The 19195-nt window shown below is 54.3% G+C and carries 15 protein-coding genes; 8 read left to right on the top strand and 7 right to left on the bottom strand.

The window, feature by feature from the left end:
• Window positions 1–185: 185 nt before the first annotated feature.
• From G491_RS0103460 to G491_RS0103445, 4 genes are all read left to right on the top strand, one after another.
• Complete coding sequence (locus G491_RS0103460; protein ID WP_028313583.1) at window positions 186–1499, top strand: aminotransferase class I/II-fold pyridoxal phosphate-dependent enzyme; 1314 nt, start codon at window positions 186–188, stop codon at window positions 1497–1499.
• Window positions 1500–1511: 12 nt separating this feature from the next.
• Window positions 1512–3326 (top strand): chloride channel protein, encoded by a 1815-nt coding sequence (locus G491_RS0103455; protein WP_028313582.1) that lies wholly within the window; start codon window positions 1512–1514, stop codon window positions 3324–3326.
• A gap of 216 nt (window positions 3327–3542) precedes the next feature.
• Window positions 3543–4646, top strand: coding sequence for a DUF262 domain-containing protein (locus G491_RS0103450; protein WP_035217559.1), 1104 nt, complete (start codon window positions 3543–3545; stop codon window positions 4644–4646).
• Complete coding sequence (locus tag G491_RS0103445) at window positions 4636–5295, top strand: MAE_28990/MAE_18760 family HEPN-like nuclease (RefSeq protein ID WP_028313580.1); 660 nt, start codon at window positions 4636–4638, stop codon at window positions 5293–5295. Before G491_RS0103450 ends, G491_RS0103445 begins: the two co-directional genes overlap by 11 nt.
• Before the next feature lie 54 nt (window positions 5296–5349).
• Here G491_RS0103445 and G491_RS0103440 read toward each other — a convergent pair whose 3' ends face one another.
• The 7 genes from G491_RS0103440 to G491_RS0103410 all read right to left on the bottom strand — a co-directional run bounded on the left by G491_RS0103440 (window position 5350) and on the right by G491_RS0103410 (window position 13189).
• Window positions 5350–6414, bottom strand: coding sequence for a hypothetical protein (locus G491_RS0103440; RefSeq protein WP_028313579.1), 1065 nt, complete (start codon window positions 6412–6414; stop codon window positions 5350–5352).
• A 57-nt stretch (window positions 6415–6471) separates the two neighbouring features.
• Entirely contained in the window at window positions 6472–7605 is a 1134-nt protein-coding gene (locus G491_RS0103435; protein WP_028313578.1) for an SPFH domain-containing protein, read from the bottom strand.
• A gap of 324 nt (window positions 7606–7929) precedes the next feature.
• The gene (locus G491_RS0103430) at window positions 7930–9321 is read right to left on the bottom strand and encodes a sigma-54-dependent transcriptional regulator (RefSeq protein WP_028313577.1); all 1392 of its coding nucleotides are present in this window, start codon (window positions 9319–9321) and stop codon (window positions 7930–7932) included.
• Window positions 9321–10844 carry a two-component system sensor histidine kinase NtrB gene (locus G491_RS0103425; RefSeq protein WP_028313576.1) on the bottom strand — a complete coding sequence of 508 codons (1524 nt, stop codon included), beginning with the start codon at window positions 10842–10844 and terminating at the stop codon, window positions 9321–9323. The genes G491_RS0103430 and G491_RS0103425 overlap by 1 nt, the downstream gene beginning before the upstream one ends.
• A gap of 5 nt (window positions 10845–10849) precedes the next feature.
• The gene (locus G491_RS0103420) at window positions 10850–11305 is read right to left on the bottom strand and encodes a hypothetical protein (RefSeq protein ID WP_028313575.1); all 456 of its coding nucleotides are present in this window, start codon (window positions 11303–11305) and stop codon (window positions 10850–10852) included.
• 42 nt (window positions 11306–11347) lie between these two features.
• Entirely contained in the window at window positions 11348–11929 is a 582-nt protein-coding gene (locus G491_RS29285; protein ID WP_051327007.1) for a hypothetical protein, read from the bottom strand.
• A gap of 96 nt (window positions 11930–12025) precedes the next feature.
• Window positions 12026–13189 carry a sulfite exporter TauE/SafE family protein gene (locus G491_RS0103410; protein WP_015947292.1) on the bottom strand — a complete coding sequence of 388 codons (1164 nt, stop codon included), beginning with the start codon at window positions 13187–13189 and terminating at the stop codon, window positions 12026–12028.
• A 555-nt stretch (window positions 13190–13744) separates the two neighbouring features.
• Between G491_RS0103410 and G491_RS0103405 the strand changes: the two genes are divergently transcribed.
• From G491_RS0103405 to G491_RS0103390, 4 genes are all read left to right on the top strand, one after another.
• Window positions 13745–15829: a molybdopterin-dependent oxidoreductase gene (locus G491_RS0103405; protein WP_028313574.1), complete on the top strand. Its 2085-nt coding sequence runs from the start codon at window positions 13745–13747 to the stop codon at window positions 15827–15829.
• Window positions 15830–15847: 18 nt separating this feature from the next.
• Window positions 15848–16366, top strand: coding sequence for a 4Fe-4S dicluster domain-containing protein (locus tag G491_RS0103400; protein WP_015947290.1), 519 nt, complete (start codon window positions 15848–15850; stop codon window positions 16364–16366).
• A 63-nt stretch (window positions 16367–16429) separates the two neighbouring features.
• Window positions 16430–18604, top strand: a complete 2175-nt coding sequence (locus tag G491_RS0103395) for an NAD(P)-binding protein (RefSeq protein ID WP_028313573.1) — start codon at window positions 16430–16432, stop codon at window positions 18602–18604.
• Window positions 18601–18813, top strand: coding sequence for a hypothetical protein (locus tag G491_RS0103390; RefSeq protein ID WP_015947288.1), 213 nt, complete (start codon window positions 18601–18603; stop codon window positions 18811–18813). Before G491_RS0103395 ends, G491_RS0103390 begins: the two co-directional genes overlap by 4 nt.
• Window positions 18814–19195: the final 382 nt, after the last annotated feature.

Below are 19195 nucleotides of genomic sequence, written 5' to 3'. Positions count from 1 at the left end.
AGGGGGGGCAGACAGGCCGATTTATGGTACGCCAGGAAGGGGAATCCGTCAACCTGGCGCCAAGGGGGGATGGGCGCATCCAGTTTTATCCTTGAAAAAAAGCCTGGTACATGGCAAAATGCCGGTTTAAACTAGTTCCACGCCCCTGACGTGTAACCATAAACAAATAACGAAGGAAATCAACCATGAATCCCCTGGCAACAGAACTAAACCAAGACCTGGAAAAAAACGCCCCCAAAGTGCTATCCATGCTCGGCTCCGTCGGCAAAAATCTTTTCTTCCCCAAGGGAATCCTTTCCCAAAGCGCGGAAGCCAAAGAAAAGGCCCATAAGTTCAATGCGACTATCGGCATTGCCACGGAAGAAGGCCGGACTATGTATATTCCCTCCATTATGGAGTCCGTCACCGGCATTCCTGCGCGCTCCGCCCTTAGGTACGCCCCTTCGTTCGGCGTCCTGGAACTGCGTCAGGCCTGGCAAAAGCTGCTTTTTCAAAAGAACCCCAGCCTGCAAGGCAAGGCCATCAGCCTGCCCATCGTATCCCAGGCCATCACTCACGGCATCAGCGTGTTCGGCGACGTGTGGATGGACGCAGGCGACGTGCTGGTTCTGCCCGACAAGTTCTGGGGCAACTACAACCTGATTCTTTCCGTGCGCCGCGGCGTGCGCCTGAGCCATTATACCCTGTTCAACGATCAGGGCGGGTTCAACCTGGAGGCCTTTGAGGCCAAGGTCAAGGAGGAAGCGGCCAAGAACGACAAGATTACGGTCATGCTCAACTTCCCCAACAACCCTTCGGGCTACACCCCGACAAAGGAGGAAGCCGCAGCCATCGCCAGGATTTTGACCGAAGTTGCGGAAGCCGGAACCTTTGTCCTGGCCGTCTCCGACGACGCCTACTTCGGCCTGTTCTATGACGACGCATGCGCCAAGGAATCCATTTTCGCCCAATTGGCCGACGCCAGCGAAAACCTCATCGCCGTTAAGCTGGACGGGGCCACCAAGGAAGACTTTGTCTGGGGCCTGCGCGTGGGATTCATCACCTACGGCACGAAGATCCCCGGAGACCCGGCGCCCGTATACAACGCTTTGGAGCGGAAAACCGCCGGCGCCGTGCGCGGCTCCATCTCCAACGCCTCGCACCTGTCCCAGTCCATTGTGCTCAAGGCCATGGAATCCAAGTCCTACGACGAAGAGCGCAGGCAAAAGAGGGACATCCTGCAGGCTCGCGCCGTGGAAGTCAAAAGGGTGTTGGATGATCCCAAGTTCGCCGACGCCTGGGACGTGTATCCATTCAACTCCGGCTACTTCATGTGCCTCAAGCTGAAAACCGTGGATGCGGAAACCCTGCGCGTGCACCTTCTGGACAAATACGGCGTAGGCCTGATTTCCCTTGGACCCACGGACTTGCGCGTGGCCTTCTCCTGTCTGGAGGAAAAAGACGTGCAGGAGCTGTTCAACATCGTGCTGGCGGGAATCAAGGATTTGGAAAAAGGATAATCCAAGGTCGTTATGGCCAACAAGGACGGCAAATTCTTTGGGGCGCGCCTGGACCCCAAAGGCGCTTACGCCATGAAATGGGTGGCCCGGTTCGTGGCCATCGGCGTAGTGGCCGGACTGGGCTCTATCCTGTTTCATTTTTTATGCGAAGCGGGAATGCGATATTTTCTGGACGCCCTGGCGGGGTACCGGCCTCCGGCCGCCGCCGGGGAGTCCCACCGCATGTTCGAACCGGGCGTGAAAGAGCCGGTCCGTTGGATCCTCTTTCTCCTGCCGGCTGCGGGCGGTATATTCAGCGGCTGGCTGGTGTACACCTTCGCCCCGGAATCCGAAGGCCACGGCACGGACGCGGCCATTGACGCCTACCACAATAAAGGCGGCTTCATCCGCGGGCGGGTGCCCATCATCAAAACCCTGGCCTCGGCCATCACCCTCACAACGGGCGGCTCGGGAGGAAGGGAAGGCCCCATCGCCCAGATCGGCGCCGGGTTCGGCTCCTTCCTGGCCACCAAGCTCAAACTCTCGGACCGGGAGCGGCGCATCATGCTGGCGGCCGGCATGGGCGCGGGCGTAGGCAGCATCTTCCGGGCGCCATTGGCAGGCGCCTTGTTCGCCGCCGAAGTCCTGTACCGGGACCCGGACATCGAGGGCGAAGTGGTTCTGCCGGCCGGGCTTTCCGCCGTGGTGGCCTATTGCATCTTTTGCCTCACCTACGGCTGGGGCTCCTTGTTCAAAGCCCCTGTCAATTTTGTGTTTCGCGATCCCGCAGAGCTTTTGCCATACACCATTCTGGCCCTGGTGGTGGCGGCGGCGGGATGGGTTTACGTAAAATCCTTCTACGGCGTGACCGGCTTTTTCAAACGCCTGGCCCTGCCCAATCATTTCAAGCCGGTCATCGGCGGCTTGTGCACGGGCGCCATCGGCTTCTTTTTTCCCCAGACCCTGGCCTTCGGCTACGGTTACGTCCAATGGGCCATCTCGGGCGATCCCAGGGCGACCATCGGGTTTTTGCTGATCCTGGCTTTCGGAAAAATCCTGACGACCTCGTTCTCGATCGGCTCGGGAGGATCGGGCGGCGTGTTCGGCCCTTCGGTGGTCATCGGCGGCGCCATCGGCGGGGTGGTGGGCATGATCTTCCATCAACTGGGGTGGGTGGACCAGCCCGGCGCCTTTGTGATTGTGGGCATGGCCGGATTTTTCACCGGGGTTTCCAACACGCCCATATCCACCATTATTTTCGTTTCCGAAATGACAAGCTCCTACCACCTGCTGCTGCCAAGCCTTCTGGTCTGCACCGTGTCCTATCTGGTTTCGCGCAAGTGGACCATTTACGTCATGCAGCCCAAAAACCCCATTGCATCGGCCGCGCACGCCGGGGATTTTTTCGTGGACATCCTCCAGACCATGAAGGTCAAGGATTTGCAAGACTCCATCATTCAGACGCCGGGCATTCCGGAACAGATGAATTTTTCGGCTTTCAAGAAGTTTTTTGCAGGCACCAAACAGCATTATTTCCCGGTTTTGGACGAAAAAAAGCGCCTGACCGGCATATTCTCCAGCACGGACGTGCGCTCGGTTCTCTTTGAAAAGCATATAGAACCCCTTGTGATTATGCAGGATATCGCCATATCCGACATCATCACTGTTTCTCCCGAGGACGACCTCAATTCGGTCCTCAAAAAATTCACCATCAAGAACATCGACGCCATCCCCGTGGTGGACGTGAACGATCCCGGCATCCTCCTTGGCATGCTCCGCCGCCGGGAGGTCATCGCCTTCTACAACCAGCGCGTGGACGAAATGAAACGCACCAAATCGCAGGATTAGAATTGCTGATATACATTGATATCATAAGTAAAGTTGCATTGAGAAAAATTTCATAATATAACAATGTTGTACCCAATAGGTTTTTGTTGAAATAACAGTGGTATTATGTTAATTTTGACAATCTCGATAGCATCTAAATACCTGAATCTATAGTGTTCAACACTATGGCATTTTGGGGCCATACTGTTTAGTAGACGATGATAAGGAGGAGGCTCTGTGTCCCTTGACCAACAAATTCAGGATAATGCGGTTAATGTCCAGACAACATCGTATTCAATGTCTGTAAACGAGCTTGTTTCCATGTACAGAGAAGGAGAACTTGAACTCCATCCTGAATTCCAGCGATTTTTTAGGTGGTCGGTTGAACAAAAATCAAGGTTGGTTGAGTCTTTATTACTTGGAATTCCAATTCCTCCAATTTTTGTCTCTGAAAGGGAAGATGGAAAATGGGATGTAATCGATGGGGTGCAAAGATTGTCAACTATTTTTCAACTCATGGGCGAGCTTAAAGATGAGAACGGTGTGTATAGAGACGCGCTTACATTGACTAAGACCCATTATTTAGAGGATTTGGAAGGAAAAGCATGGAGTGACGAAAATTCTGACCGTGAACTGTCTGATGCATCCAAGATTAGGATTAAGAGGGCTCGCTGGGATGTGAATATAGTAAGAAGTACGAGTGATCAAGATGTCAAATATGAGGTATTTCAAAGGCTAAATAGAGGGGGGGCGGAAGCTACAGATCAAGAGGTTCGTAATTGTATGATTGTTATGGCTAACCCTGACTATTTCGAATGGATAAATCGAATTGCGAAATATGAATCTTTTCAAAATTGTTTAATGTTGACTGATAAGGCCTTGGAAGAAGCATTTGATTTGGAATTAGTAATTCGATTTGTTACTTTTGTGAGAAAATCAATAGATGATTTAAGAACAATCGATGAGCTTGGAGCATACCTAAATCGTGAAGCCATCAATCAGGCAAAGGATGGTGATTTTGATCGTGAACATTTTGAGTCAATCTTCATGCAAACATTTGATTTTTTATATGAAACTACGGGTGGTAATAGCTTTCGGAAGTTTAAGGAAAAGTACTATGGTCCGATGTTAGTTACTCTTTTTGAAGTTGTTGGTATCGGGATAGCTCATCGCCTTCTTATGGGGGAAAACTTACCAGACATGGACTTGTTTGTAGAGAAACACAGGGAATTGTGGGACATTTTAGCCGAGTTGCCTTTTCATGGATCTGGAGTAAGAGCCTCAACAAGAATTCCAGAAACAATTAAATTTGGGCGTGGGTGGGTTCAATTTGAAGATTAGAAGTGACCAGGAATTAGTAGACTTTTTGGCCGCTAGTAAGCAAAAGCGGAAGCGAGAGCTTGTTGCTTTTGTCAATGAATTATTGTTAGCCAAAAAGAAAAAAAATTATAATATCGCACGAATAAGCCGTTCTGCAATCGTCCTTTCATACGCTCATTGGGAAGGCTTCGTTAAGGATGCTTCCGAGGCATATGTAAATCTCGTGGCCCAAAAATCTCGGTCTTTCTCTAGTTATTCTAATAATTTTAAGGCGTTAATTTGTAGGAATGAACTGAGAATCGCAAAGGAGAGCAGTCGGAAAATAGGCCCTCATTTAAGAGTTGTGGAGAGATTTACAGAGAAATTGGATGAATCAATATCTCTTTCTACTGGGGGAGCTGTTGATACGGAGTCAAATTTAAACTCAGAAGTGTTCAGCAACTTATGTGAGAGCATGGGGATAGACTATGAAAAAAGATGGTCAACAAACGGGCCTTTCATTGATGATATGTTCAGTAGTCGCTGTAGTATCGCCCATGGAGAGCTTTATGAACCTGATGCTGTATACTCACTAGAAGTCTTACGTTTTGTTATCTCATCAATTGATAAATTTTCCACTGATATTGAAAATGCTGCGATCCAAAAGGCTTATTTACAAGCTGTTCACTGAGCACAATAGTATTTCAAAAATGAAGACATCTGTTGTTAACAGTTTAGGTGATAATCATCCCCCATATACCCAGAAATAATAGTAGACCCCGCCGATGACGACCGCGGCGGCCGTGACGGCTGCGCCGATTTTCCAGGCGGACCAGGGGCGCTCGCCCTGCACCTCTCCGGTGCGGGCGTTCACCACAAAGCGGTAGGTTTTGTCCTTGAACTTGTATGCGCTGATCCAGACGGGCAATAAAATGTGCTTGAAGGTGATGTCCGCGTAGCTGGTGTCCATGGAGTCAATGCGCTGGTGATCTCCGCCGATGTCCCTGCGGATTTCCCTCTTAATGCCTTCCGCCATGACGTCCCGGGCTTCATCAAAGCCTCCCTCCAGGTCGATCTGGTAGGTTTCCACCTGAAATCCGGCGAGGTATTGCTCCTGATAGGGAACCAGGTTGTTAAGATCCCAGGGCTCCAGCTTGTCGGTCTGCTTTTTGGGCAGGGATCTGCTGGCGAGAATCAGCACGTCGTCGAACAGCTTCCGAACCCGGCCGGATACATAGCTCCAGCGGGTTTCGGTGCGGGATTGGCGTTTGCCGTCGCTGTCCGTGTAGTGCTCGGTGTAATCGGTTCCTCTCTGGCCGCGGTAATTGGTGTAGGTGTCGGCGTCGTAGGTCCAGAACGGAATGTACATGCCCTTGATCTGATCCAGGGAGCGGGCGTATTTTTTCACCTGATTGGGGGCGAACCACAGGCCTTTCAACCACTTTCGGAAATTTTCCCGGGCCTGTTCGCGCTGGATTTCAAAAGGAAGCATGCTTTTGGGCTTGATGGCCTTGGAAACGCTGGCCTGGGCCATAAGCTGGGAGCCGCAAAAGGAGCAATGGCTGATGGACACGTTTTCTTCGGGCGTGGACTCGGCGCCGCAGGCCTGACACTTGACCGTAGTAACCTCTATGGACTCCTCATGCTCGGCGGATTTTCGCAGAAAATCATGAAAATCCAATTCTTTGATGTCTTCTTCAACCTGTTCAAAGACGTTTTTCGCCCCGCAATAAGGACAGATCAGCTCCTGGCCGGAGACATACTCCAGCTTTGCGCCGCAACTTGTACAAGGAAATTCTTTAACGCTCATAACATCCGATTTTTCATTAAAGCTAATAGAGAATGCGTTTTATCCAAAGTCCCGCCATCAACCCTGGGGCGGCTGCGGAGGCAAAGGAGGCGGCATGGCGCCGAAAAATCCGGCCAGCTCCGGAACTTCGCCGGCGGCCGTCCAGGCGGCCATGCCCTGTTTCCAGACCAAAGCGTCTTTGGCGACCTGCCCGGCCTGGATTTGCTGCTGGATGACGGCGAGATCAAAAGGCCCTGTCTGCTGGCCGCCCACGGCCACGTAAAACTGGACCGCCTGGGGGATGGGAGGCGGAACGCCGGGGCCGCCCTGCTGGGGCGCTTGCTGCGGCTGCTGGCCTTGCCCCATGGCTCCGGCCATTTGATTGGCCATGGAAAATCCCATGCCCATGCCAATGCCGGCGCCCGCGGTTCCTGATGGATTTTGGGCGGCGTCCTTGATGGAACTGGCCGTCTCGTATTGGGTGTAGGCCTGCATGTTGCCGATGGCCCGCATGGCGCCGCCTTTGTCGATAGCTCGTTCCACTTCCTCGGGCAGGCCCAGATCCTGCACCTGCACTTCGGTCAGTTGCAGGCCGAATTCCTTAAAAGAGGGATTGATGCGGTCCACCAGCATTTCGCCCAGCATCATGACTTTGCCTTCCAGATCCAGGATGGGAATTCCCGTCTCCGGCATGACTTCCTTGATGCGCATGCCGATTTTTCCCCGCAGGTTGGACGAGATTTCGCTGGTGGAAAAATTTCCGTCCGTGCCCACGATCTCCCGGATGAACTTGGCAGGATCCTTGATGCGCATGGAAAAAATGCCATAGGCGGTGACCCTGACGGCGCCGAATTCCTTGTCCCTCATGGTCACGGGGCCGGGCGTGCCCCATTTGAGGTCCGTAAATTGGCGGGTGCTGCAAAAATACACTTCCGCCTTGAAGGGGCTTTCAAACCCGTGCTTCCAGCCTTTGAGGGTGCTGAGGATGGGCAGGTTCCGGGTTTCCAGGGTGTAGGTTCCCGGCGTGAACACGTCGGCTATCTGGCCTTCGTTAATGAATACGGCCTGCTGGCCTTCGCGGACCACCAGCTTGGCGCCGTACTTGATTTCATTGCCGTAGCGCTCGAACCGGAACACCAGGGTGTCATTGGTGTCGTCCAGCCATTCTACAATATCGACAAACTCGCCGGTGAGCTTTTTCCACAGTCCCATGGGCTTTTCCTCATATAGTAAATTTTTTGTTTTAAATTTAATTGGTTCCTACGGTTCCACAGAGCTTGCATAAACCCCGACCTTGGACTCTTTATGGAACTTAACAAAACATGCCACCCGCCCCTTCTTGTGTCAATGATGAACTCCACTCAATCGTGTGAAATCAGACACATAAGCGCAGGCTAAAAAATGCCGGTATTGGAAGGATGAACGATAATTCAGGACAAAAAACCGGTTGTGGGCAAGAGCGTTGCGTTAAAATGGATGACGGCTTTTTGATAAGAAGTATAAATCAGGTTGATAAAGTGGGCGTTAATCAGGCGATTAATCCCTGAAATCCTGGGCGGAAATGTTGTAGCGGCGGAGGATTTGCTGGAGATTCTGGCGCTCCATGCCGCAATTCTTGGCGGCCTGGGTCACGTTGCCTCCGGTTTCCTTAAGCAGGGCGCCCAGGTAATCCTTATGAAAAGCCTCCAGGATGCTTTCCTTGGCTTCCTTGTAAGATTGGGCGGACAGGTCCGGGCCGGAAATTCTGGATGAAGACTGCGTTGCCGCGGGAGCGGTCTTGGGCGGCTCGAGCGTTCCCTCTTCCGAAAACAAAATAGCCTGGATGATGGTGTTCTCCAACTCCCGCACGTTGCCCGTCCAGGTTTGATTTTCCAGCCAGTTTACAAAGTTCGGAGACAAGGTCACGGGCAGTTTGCCCAGATCCTTGCAATGCTTGGCCGCCAGATGGGCGGCGATAAGCGGCACGTCGCCGTTGCGCTCCCGCAAGGGAGGCATGACCACAGGCACCACGGCCAGGCGATAGAAAAAATCCTCCCGGAACAGGCCTTCGTCAATGCGCTTTTGCAAATCCTGGTTGGTGGAAGCCACAATGCGCACGTTCACCTTGCGGGATTTATTGGACCCCAACGGCTTGATTTCCTTTTCCTGTAAAACCCGCAGCAGCTTGGTCTGGATGGAGGGCGTCACGTCCCCGATTTCGTCCAGGAACAAAGTGCCTCCGTTGGCTTCCTCAAAAAGACCCTGACGGCTGGTCGAGGCGTGGGTGAAGGCGCCTTTTTTATATCCGAACAACTCGCTTTCCAGGATGTTTTCCGGCACCGTAGGGCAGTTGATGGCCACAAAAGGGCCGGAGGATCGGGGACTGAGGGAATGGATAGCCCGGGCGGCCAATTCCTTGCCCGTGCCTGACTCGCCGGTGATGAGCACGGTCATGTCGGTCTGGGAGACGGTCTTGATGGTGTCGAACACCGTTTGCATGGCTGGGCTTTGGCCCACCATATTTTCAAAGGCGCGCTGCTGGCCGCACCAGCGGACGAGGCGGCGGTTTTCGGCAATCAGCTTGCTGCGCTCCAAGGCTTTTTCCAGACGGACCACCAGGGCTTCGTGATCAAAGGGTTTGGTCACAAAATCGTAGGCGCCTTTTTGGATGGCCTGAACGGCCACGTCAATGCTTCCGTGTCCGGTCATCATGACCATGGTCTGGTCCGGATATTGGGCCTGCACCTTTTCCAAAAGCTCCAAACCGTCCATTTTGGGCATTTTGATATCCGCCAGGATGAGGTCGAACCGGTCCTGTCCCAGAATCTCCATGGCTTCCAGGCCGGAGGCGGCGGTTTCCACGACGCAGTCCAGGTCCGGCTCCAGGCTGCGTTTGAGCAGGTGGAGCATGTCGGGCTCGTCATCCACTATGAGCAGGCGTCTTTTCATTAATCCTCAATGTCTGATTCCGGCGGTTCCACCGGCAGGGTGATGTGAAAGGCCGCCCCTTCTCCGGGAGCGCTTTCCACGCTGATGTCCCCGCCGTGGCTTTTGATGATGCCGTACGATACGCTCAACCCAAGCCCTGTGCCCTGGCCTGTGGGCTTGGTGGTGAAAAACGGGTCGAAAATCCGGGCCATGTTCTGCTTGGGAATGCCCGGGCCGTTGTCCTTCACCCAAATGCTCGCCAGCCCCTTTTCCGGGTTGAAGTCCGTAGCCAAAAGGATTTTTCCCCTGCCTTCCACGGCGTGGCTGGCGTTGATCACCAGATTCATGATGACCTGGCGGATTTTCTTTTTATCCACGTGGGCCAGGGGCAGGTCCAGGGAGTATTCCTTGGAGATGGCCAGGTCCTGGCGCCCGGGTTCATGATGCAAAAACTGCAAGACTTCGTCAATCACTTCGTGCAAGTCCGTAGGCTCTTTCATGGTTTCGCCGCCCCGGGCGAAGCTGAGCAAATCCTCCACAATGACTTTGCAGCTTTTGACGTGCTTTTCGATGATGCGTAAATCCGCGTGGCGCTCGTTTTCAGGATCTTCGTTTCGTAAAAGCAACTGGGTGTAGCCCAGAATAATTCCCAGGGGATTGTTTATTTCATGGGCGATGCCTGACGAAAGTTCGCCGATGGAGGCCAGCTTATCGGCTTGCGCCATGCGCGCTTCCATGAGCTTTTTCTGCTCAATGTCGCGGATCAGAAAATGGATGGTGTCCCGGGCCTCGTCCTCCCCCTGATCCAATCCGGCGGAAATGAGCACCCGTATGGTCGCGCCGTCATGGCGCATCAGGACCGCCTCTTCATTCAAAACAAAGCCTCTTTCCTCCAGGTCCTGGAGGATGGAGTCCCATTGTTGGGGATTATCAAAAGCGCGCTGAATGCTTGGTTTATGCTCTGCGTCGTCGTTTCCGTGAGAGTTCAAAGCCTTTTGGGAGGCCGGATTGCAGTCAAGGATCTCGCCGTTTCGGTTGGTGACCAGAATCAGGTCTCTGGAAACCTCAAAAATGCGCCGGTAGCGATGTTCGGATAAGGCCAAGGCCTGAGTGCGTGCGGCGACCAGGTTTTCCAGGTTTTGGTTCAGGTACAATAACTGTTGTTTGGATTCCTGGAGTTCGGCCTTGTCAGCCAGTATGCGGCGATTGATTCGAAAAACCCGTTCAAAAAACAGGGTCACGGAGCCCGCAACAAAAAAGACGGATGTATTGATCGCGCCGCTGTACGGCCGCAATGTCCCCCATAGGGCCGAGTGCCCGGACATCACCAGCAGTTGTTTTATGATATGCCCGCCGGAGCGGGATACGGCGAAAACCGCCAGTCCCCAGCTAAGCCACAAAAGATAGGTCCAGACAATATTTTGTTCGTCCCTGGCTCTCAGCTTTTGGGCTTTGCCCACGCACATGAAACTGAGAACGATCATGACGATGGACCCGAAAAAATCTATCAGAATCACGGGCATGGATGGCACGAGAAAGGTCATGGCGTTCACTCCTCAGCCTGCTGGTCCGCTAAAATCCTGCGCAGACCCAGGTAGAGAAACACCATGCCCGGCACGCACCAAAGGTGGTCCATTTTAAGAAAATAGTACAACGCCGGCAGAAAAGGCCCTTGGGTTTCAGAGCTCAGGTTCATGTGGAGCAACCCGTTGCGCTCAAAGGACACGATTGCCAGGTGTTCGTCCAGAAGGTGGGCGGCGAATGCATCAATATTCCAGATGAGCAGAAACAGGGCGCAGTAGCGAATCATGCGCCAGCCGGGCTGGGTGGTCAGGGCGGAAGCCTTTAGCCAATACATGAATATCCCCATGGCCGCCGCAAAGAAAATATGGGCGAACTGGTGGATATACAAGCCTTCCGGCGCCCCGTGAGCCTGTACGGCCCAGGCGGGGGACGCCGAAATAAGGCTTATAATACATACAAGCCAAAAGACTTTTCTTTTCATTTTCCTGGTCCGGGAATCCGGGTTTTTGCCTGGCTTAAACTTCTATTTGCTGGCCTGCAAGTCGGCCAGGGTAACCATTTCATCAGCATGGTCTCTCGCCATTTGTGACAATGCAACGGATTTGGCGAAAATAGGCAGCCGTTTTTTAATCTTTGAAAACAGGATGCTGGCTAAAATGTAGCAAATCAGGAACAGGAAGGCAAATCCGAGATCAATAGGAAGCCCGGGGAATGCAAAGTGCACGTCTTGAAACCGCCACTGCATCCAGCCTAGTGCAAAGGCCAGGGGCCATAGCGAAGCGGCGGCGTTGGCCATCCAAGCGAAAAAGTACTTGCCGAAAGCGTCGTTGGCTTCGTGGTTGGCGGCTTTGAAGGCTTTTTTGTTTTTGGCGGCCAAAGCCCTGAAGGAAAGGTTGTGCATGCGCACCATGGCATGGCTTTGGTCTTCCAGGTTCCTGGCGTTGGCCCAAATAGCGGCCTCGCTTGTGAGGGCGCCCAGAACAACGGCGTACAAAGCCAGCAGGCCCGTGCCCAGGTAAAAGCCCAGAATAGGGGGCTGCACCATTCTATAAGGGGCGATCAGGAAGCCATCCAGAAAGAGATATACTTGATAAAGCCATTCCATTTTTAACATCCTTTATACGTTAAAACAGCGTTGCCGGTTCAAATTAAAAGGGTCGAGGCGGCCCGGATAGGCCCGGGCCGCCGATAGCGCTTTTGATCAGAACGGAGGAACAATGCTGTATCCCAGGAAGCCCTTGGTGGTGTACCGCAGACCCACGTACAGGGCCAGAACCACAAACAGGCGTTTCAGCCAGATGTCCGGGATGTATTTGGAGGTCCGGGGGCCGATCATGGAACCTACGAAAATGCCGATCAGCTCCACGCCGATGAGCGGCCAGTAAATGGTCACGCCCTGAACCACCATGTAGGTGAAGATGCTGATAATCATGCCCACGAACACCGTCAGGGCGCTGGTTCCTGCGACCAGGAACATGGGCAGGCCGGCGATGGAGGTCAGGAAGGGCACGAACAAAAAGCCGCCGCCGATTCCCAGGAAGGAGGCCAGACCTGCGATGCAGAAGCCGCCGATGATCGGAACGATGGGGTTGAAGGAAAATTCCACGCCGTAGAACGTAAACTCCACTTTTTTGGCGCTCCAGCTTTTTACCTGGACGCCCATATCAGAGGCATCCATGGATTTTTCAGCGCCCTTGATGGCGCTTTTTTCAAACGCGTCGGCAGCCGACTTGGCTTCCTTTTTCCGGGCCTGTCCCCGGGGGGTGGTTTCATAAAACAGGAACCCGCCGATGACGAAGACGATCAGGCCGAAGTAGCCCAGGTAAGCCTTCAGGGAAACCTTGCCGGCGGTCAGCCAGGGCACCAGCACGCTGCCGGCCACGGAGCCGATGGCCAGGGCGATGCCCAAAGGCAGCACCAAACGGCCCATCTTATAATAGTTGAAACTGGAAACCGCGGCGCTCAAACCGACTAACCATTGGTTGGACACCCGGATGCTGTCCGTAATCAGCTTGTTCAGGGCCGGAGCGGTTTTTTTGAAGCCCTTGCCGTAGTCGGCAAGGCCGAACACCGTAATGTGGCCCACACCCGCCATGATGCCGCCGAAAGCGCCCACCGTCGAGAAAATCCAGCCTACCCAGATGGCCCACAGAAAGCCGATCACCAGGCTGGGGGACGGAGCCCCGGGAATTCCAAGAAATCCGGGTTCGGCTTGCATGTTGATCTGTCCCGCTTCCGCGCCTTTGGGCGCTTGAGCGATAGCTTCCTCCAGGGACGCCGCCATCCCCGTCGCAGGAATCAGCGCCGCCGCCAAGAAAAGGACAATCAACAAAACCATCCATGTCTTTTGCGTTTTGTAAAACATTTAATCCTCCGTTTCTTCTGCACCCGTTTCATTCGGGTCTTATGATGAAATCTCGCCCGAAGCGCCGGGCTCCGGTGAGGATGAGCAAGGGGTGTGCCAAGGAGGAGAGAATGTTTATATGCTCTGGATAAGTATCTATATTTAAAGTCTTTTTGTCAAAAAGAGGTTGGGGGAATCTATTACTTCGGCGGGCGGAAAGAGAGGGGAACGCCGCAATTTTGAGAGATCGGGCGCCTGAAAAATTATGCATGGATGAATAAAGTATTAAATTTTAGTTAGTTAAGGACAAGCAAAAAAAGTATCCGGGTGCATGAAAAGTATGGCGCCTAAAGGCCAAAAAACAATCTATACGCGGAATGATCAATTTCCTTTGAATTATAATTGCTTGATTATATGAACTATATTGATAAGCATGGTTGCCTGGAGGCTGGTTCCGTCCACTATGGAGGGGCAAAATATTTGGTACGCTTATTGCTCTGTTGCTCTCCGGCATTTGGCTGAACTCGGGCCTTACGTCCTGGGTCCTGGTGGATAGCGACGATTTAGGAGAGAGTCATGGGAAAAGATGTATACAGCTTATGTTTTATGTGCAGCGTTCGCTGCCCGATAAAAGTGAATGTGGAAAACGGGCATGTTAAGTTTATTCAGGGGAATCCTCACGTGCCCGGGATTGACGGCGCATTGTGCCCCAGGGGCGCCGCGGGAACCGCGTTGTTGAATGACGACCAGCGTCTGCAAACTCCGTTAATTCGTGTGGGAGAGCGGGGCTCGGGCAATTGGAAGCCCATAAGCTGGGACGAGGCCCTGGATTATGTTGCGGAAAAGCTCCAAAGCGTGATCGACCAATACGGCGGCCGCAGCCTGGTGCTGGCGGAGCGCACCCAGTTGGCGACCCATGTTTCCAAAACCTTCACCAAGGCTTTGGGCTCTCCCAACCATTGCACCCACGACTCTTTGTGCAAAGGCTCGGTCAACACGGCTTGCAGAAGCCTGTTTGGATATACGGACGCCCAACTGGGCATTGACTACAAAAACGCCAAGCGCCTGGTGTTGTACGGCCGGAATATTTTCGAATCCATTTCCGTCAAGGAGGTCCGCACCCTTTTGCAGGCCATGGACAACGGCGCCAAGCTCACCTATATAGATCCCCGCGTGACCAAGACGGCGGTTAAGGCCGATCACTATTGGATGATTCGTCCCGGCTCGGATTTGGCCCTTAACTACGCCCTGATTCACGTTATTTTAAAAGAGGGATTGTACAACAAGGAGTTTGTGGACCGTTGGGTTTCCGGCTTGGATGAGCTGCGGGAGTTCGTCCAACCCTACACCCCGGAGTGGGCTGAGAAGGAAACCGGCATTCCGGCGCGATCCATTGCCGCTCTTGCCAGAGAAGTCAGCAAGGACATGCCCAAGGTGGTTTTTCATTTTGGCTATCGAGGCGCGCATCATGAAAACGAAATTTATTTCCGCCGGTCCATCATGATTTTGAACTCCCTCATGGGCAGCATTGAAACCCCCGGGGGATTTTTCTTTAAGAAGGGTCCCGGCGACGCGGGCGGCAAGGCGGCCCGTAAATTGACGGAGCAGGATTTTCCGCCCATGGAGCCGGTCCGCTTTGACAAGGTCGGCACTCCCGATCTGCCCCTGCCCGACAAAAACCATGGGGCTCCGCAGATGCTGCCCCACGCCATATTGAACGAAGATCCTTATCCCGTTAAAGCCTTGATCGCCTATCGGTTCGATCCTTTGATGTCCATACCCGACACCGCCCTGACCAAAAAGGCGCTGGACAAGCTGGATCTTATCGTCACCATAGACATTAACTACAGCGACATAGCCTGGTACTCAGACATCATCCTGCCGGAGTCCATCTTCCTGGAAAGGACCGATTGCATTCAGCAGGCCAACGGCGCCAAGCCTCAGATGTTCCTGCGCCGCAAGGCGGTGGAGCCGAAGTACGACACCCGGGAAGGCGCCATGATTCTCAAACAATTGGGAGAGCGCCTGGGCATCGGCAAATACTTCCCCTACGAATCCATGGAGGATTTGGTGAAATGGCAATTGGAGCCCACGGGATTCACCATGGAGGATTTCGACGCCAAAGGTTTTGTGGCGTATTGCAAGGACCCTATTTTTCAAGACAGGAAAGACGGCCTGAAGATTAAAACTCCTTCGGGGAAAATTGAGTTCGTGTCCTCCCTGCTGGAGGATGCGGGATTCCCGTCTTTTCCGCCTTACGAATCCATGCCCAGTCCGGACCAGGGCAGCTTCAGGCTCATTACCGGCAGAACCGCCCTGCACACCCACGTGTCCACGCAAAATAACGTGTACCTGAACGAAATCATGGGCGAGAATCCGGTTTGGATTCATAAGGACAAAGCCCGGGAAATGGGCATTGAGAACGAAAGCAGGGTCTCTATCCGTTCCAGCCGGGGCGCCTCGGTCTCCAAAGCCTTTGTAACCGATTGCATCCATCCCGAGGCAGTGTTTATGGTGCATGGCTTTGGGCACGAGGCCGGAAGGTCTCAACGGAGTTTTTCCAAAGGCGCTTCGGACGCTGCGCTTCAGGAAAGCCGCATGGATAAGATCGGTGGAAGCCCTGCGCTTCACGACACCTTTGTAACAGTTACACCAGCATGATATTTTTGGGAGGAAAGTATGAGCAAGTATGTATTGCTCCAGGAAGCAAAAAAATGCATCGGCTGCCACGCGTGTGAAGTGGCTTGCAAGGCCAACAAGGAACTGCCCCCCGGCCCCCGCCTTTGCCAGGTAATGGAAGTGGGGCCCCGCATGACGGGAGATCTTGCCCGGTCATCCCACATTTTTATGCCGTGCTACCATTGCGAGAAGCCCTGGTGCATTCCCGCATGCCCCACCGGCGCCATGCAGCGCAGGGAATCCGACGGAATCGTGTATGTGGACGAGTCCCTTTGCGTGGGCTGCAAAGCCTGCATCTCCGCCTGCCCCTGGGGCGCCCCCCAGTGGTACAAGGCCGCACGCAAGGGCAAGGTGGTCAAATGCGATTACTGCATGGACAGGATCGATCAGGGCCTTCAGCCCGCTTGCGTGACCGTGTGCATCACCGGATGCCTGCATTTCGGCGAGGCGAATGAAATCGAACCCGTCAGAAGGCAGCATTACGCCAAGACTCTGGCCGCCGCGGAATTGGGCGATTGATTTCATGTCGGGCCGGTTTGCTGCAAACAAGACAGATGAGAATCCACTTCAGGGAGTAAGATTATGAATTCAGGCTCATGCCCGGTGAGCGAGGCGTTGATAGAATTAAGGGAGCGGCTGGACAAGGGCGTTTTGTCCCATCCCAGATGCCGAACCATTGCAGAGCAGGCTTTAGGACTGATCCGGGACATCGCCTGGGCCAGGGCGGGAAAGGACCATCTGCAAGCCCTGGAAGGCCTGGCCGAACAACTGGTTGCATGGGAGGGCGATACCTCCTGTTCAGAGACGGGCCAGCACTTGAAAAGCGCCCTGCTTGAGCACCATGAAGCCTTTGCCAGCCACATAAAAACCAAAAACTGCCCCACGGGCCAATGCGTGCGCCTGGCGCCGGCCCCCTGCCAGATGGCCTGCCCGGCGGGCATTGACGTGCCGACCTACGTGACGCTGATCGGCATGGGCCGTTACGACGAGGCTATATCCGTCATCCGCAAGGACAACCCTTTTCCCTGGGTTTGCGGCCTGGTTTGCACCCGCCCCTGCGAGTTCATGTGCGTCAGGGGCCGTATGGACGAACCCGTGGCCATCAAGCCCCTCAAGGCCTTCGCCGCGGAACGGGCTTTTTCCACCCTCACATACAACAATCCGCCCAAAGCTCCGGACAAGGGTAGGAAAGTCGCCGTTATCGGCGCAGGCCCCGGCGGCATGTCCTGCGCCTATTATTTGGCGGTCATGGGCTATCAGGTAACGGTCTTTGAAGATTTGCCCGTTGCCGGCGGCATGATCATGGTGGGCATTCCACGGTATCGTTTGCCCCGGGAGGTGATCGACCGGGAAGTGGCCATGATCGAAGAATTGGGCGTGGAAATCAAATACAACACCCGGTTCGGCCGCGATGTGACCTTCGCCAGCTTGCAGGAAGAGGGCTATGAGGCTTTTTTCGTGGCCGTGGGCGCGCACGAGGCCTATTCCCTGAGCATTCCCGGCGAAAATGACTTTGAAGGAGTCCGGGACGCCATCGCCTTTTTAAAGGACGTGGCTCTGGGAGAAAGACACGCCCCGGGGAAGCACGTTGTCGTGGTTGGCGGCGGAAACGTGGCCATCGACGCCGCGCGCACCAGCCTGCGTCTGGGGGCCCGCAGCGTGGCCATCGCCTATCGGCGCGATAAGGACGCCATGCCCGCGGATCACGAGGAAGTGGAACAGGCGGAGCAGGAAGGCATCCATTTCGCCTACCTGACCATACCGGTCGAGGTGAAGGGCGAAAACGGCCATGCAACCGGCCTGAAATGCCTTAAGGCGGAATTGGTCGCCAAGCCGGGCTCCGACAGAATGGCGCCCCTGCCCATCGAGGGCAGCGAATTCGTCATGGAGGCCGACGCCATTATCGCCGCCATCGGCCAAAAAGTGGACGACTCCTGCCTGGCCGATCTCACGGCCGTGGACTGGACCCACAGGAACACCCTGTGCGTCAACAGCGTCAGCATGGAAACCACCATGCCCGGAGTTTTTGCAGCGGGCGACGCCGTGACCGGCCCGGCCACCGTCATCGAAGCCATCGGCGGCGGAAAAAGAGCGGCCCAGGGCATAGACCGGTATCTTTCCGACCTGCCTCAGCCTAAAACGCCGCCCGTGCCGGTGAGAAGAAGCATGCTTCCGCACCTGCAAACCTCGGCAGAAACCAAAATGACCCTGGAACGGCCGGAAATGCCCTTGCTGTTTTTGGATCGCCGCCGCACCACCTTTCAACAGGTGGAGTTGGGCTTTGACGAAGCCGCGGCCAAGGAAGAGGCCAGGCGCTGCCTGCGCTGCGACGTGTGCCTGCGGTGCGGCAAATGCGTGGAGGTCTGCCGGGATAAAATGAAGGTCAACGCCCTGGAGCTTGGCTATTTTGACTTTGACCATCCCGTAAAGACGGACTTTAGAAAAATCCAGGAAAAATGCATCCTGTGCGGCGCCTGTGCAACCAATTGCCCCAACGGCGCCATGCAAATCCGGGACGAGGACGGCTGGCGCGTCCTGAGCCTGTGCGGAACCCGCTTGAACCGGGCGCCCCTGGTCCAGTGCTCCATGTGCAAGGAGCCCCTGGGAACCGAAAGATATTTGGAATTCGTCAAGAATCGCGCCAGCCAGGGCGGCGTTCCTGCGTCGTCCATGTATCTGTGCGTGAATTGCGCCCGGAAAACCGGCGCCCATTCAGTTTCCGAAAATCTCCCCCATAATCACGGAGAAACGCCATGAGCCTTAAACAAGGACAAAAAGTGGAAATATTCCAATGCTCCAAGGACGAAAGCTGGGAGCAGTATATGGACGGCTTTGTCGGCCTCCATGGAATCATAACGGACCCCGACGCTTCCATCAACGATCCTGATGATCTTGTGGAAGTGAGCGTCGTAGGCAAGGGCACCTTCCGCCTCCCTCAGGATTGCCTGCGAGTGCTGGAAGACTGATTATCCCGTCCCCTTGCAAGACGGATAGTGTTGCAGCCGGGAAGTTCACGTTGTCAGCGGATAAGATGGGGCGGCCCCCCTCCCTCGGGCCGCTCGATCCTATCGATTCCCGGGATCGATTAGGGCGTTCTTTGAGTAAAATGATTTGCCCCCATTTTACCCGAAATTGCTTGATCCCGTTTTCCCGGCGCCCCGGACGCCCCGATCCCCCTTGCTCGGCGCGTCCTGATTGCAAGCAACGCGCGTCCGTTCACTACGGATAATCAGTCATAAAAAAGCAGGGGCTCGGATTTCGAGCCCCTGCTTATTCTTTTCTGGGGGAAACTTTTTGAAAAAAGTTTCCCCCAGACCCCCTTCAAAAACTTTTCAATCTTGGCGTTTT

It is taken from the genome of Desulfatibacillum aliphaticivorans DSM 15576, from assembly GCF_000429905.1.
Taxonomy (GTDB): domain Bacteria; phylum Desulfobacterota; class Desulfobacteria; order Desulfobacterales; family Desulfatibacillaceae; genus Desulfatibacillum; species Desulfatibacillum aliphaticivorans.
Note: the sequence above shows the minus strand (reverse complement) of the source record. Positions and strands in the feature narration are given on the sequence as shown.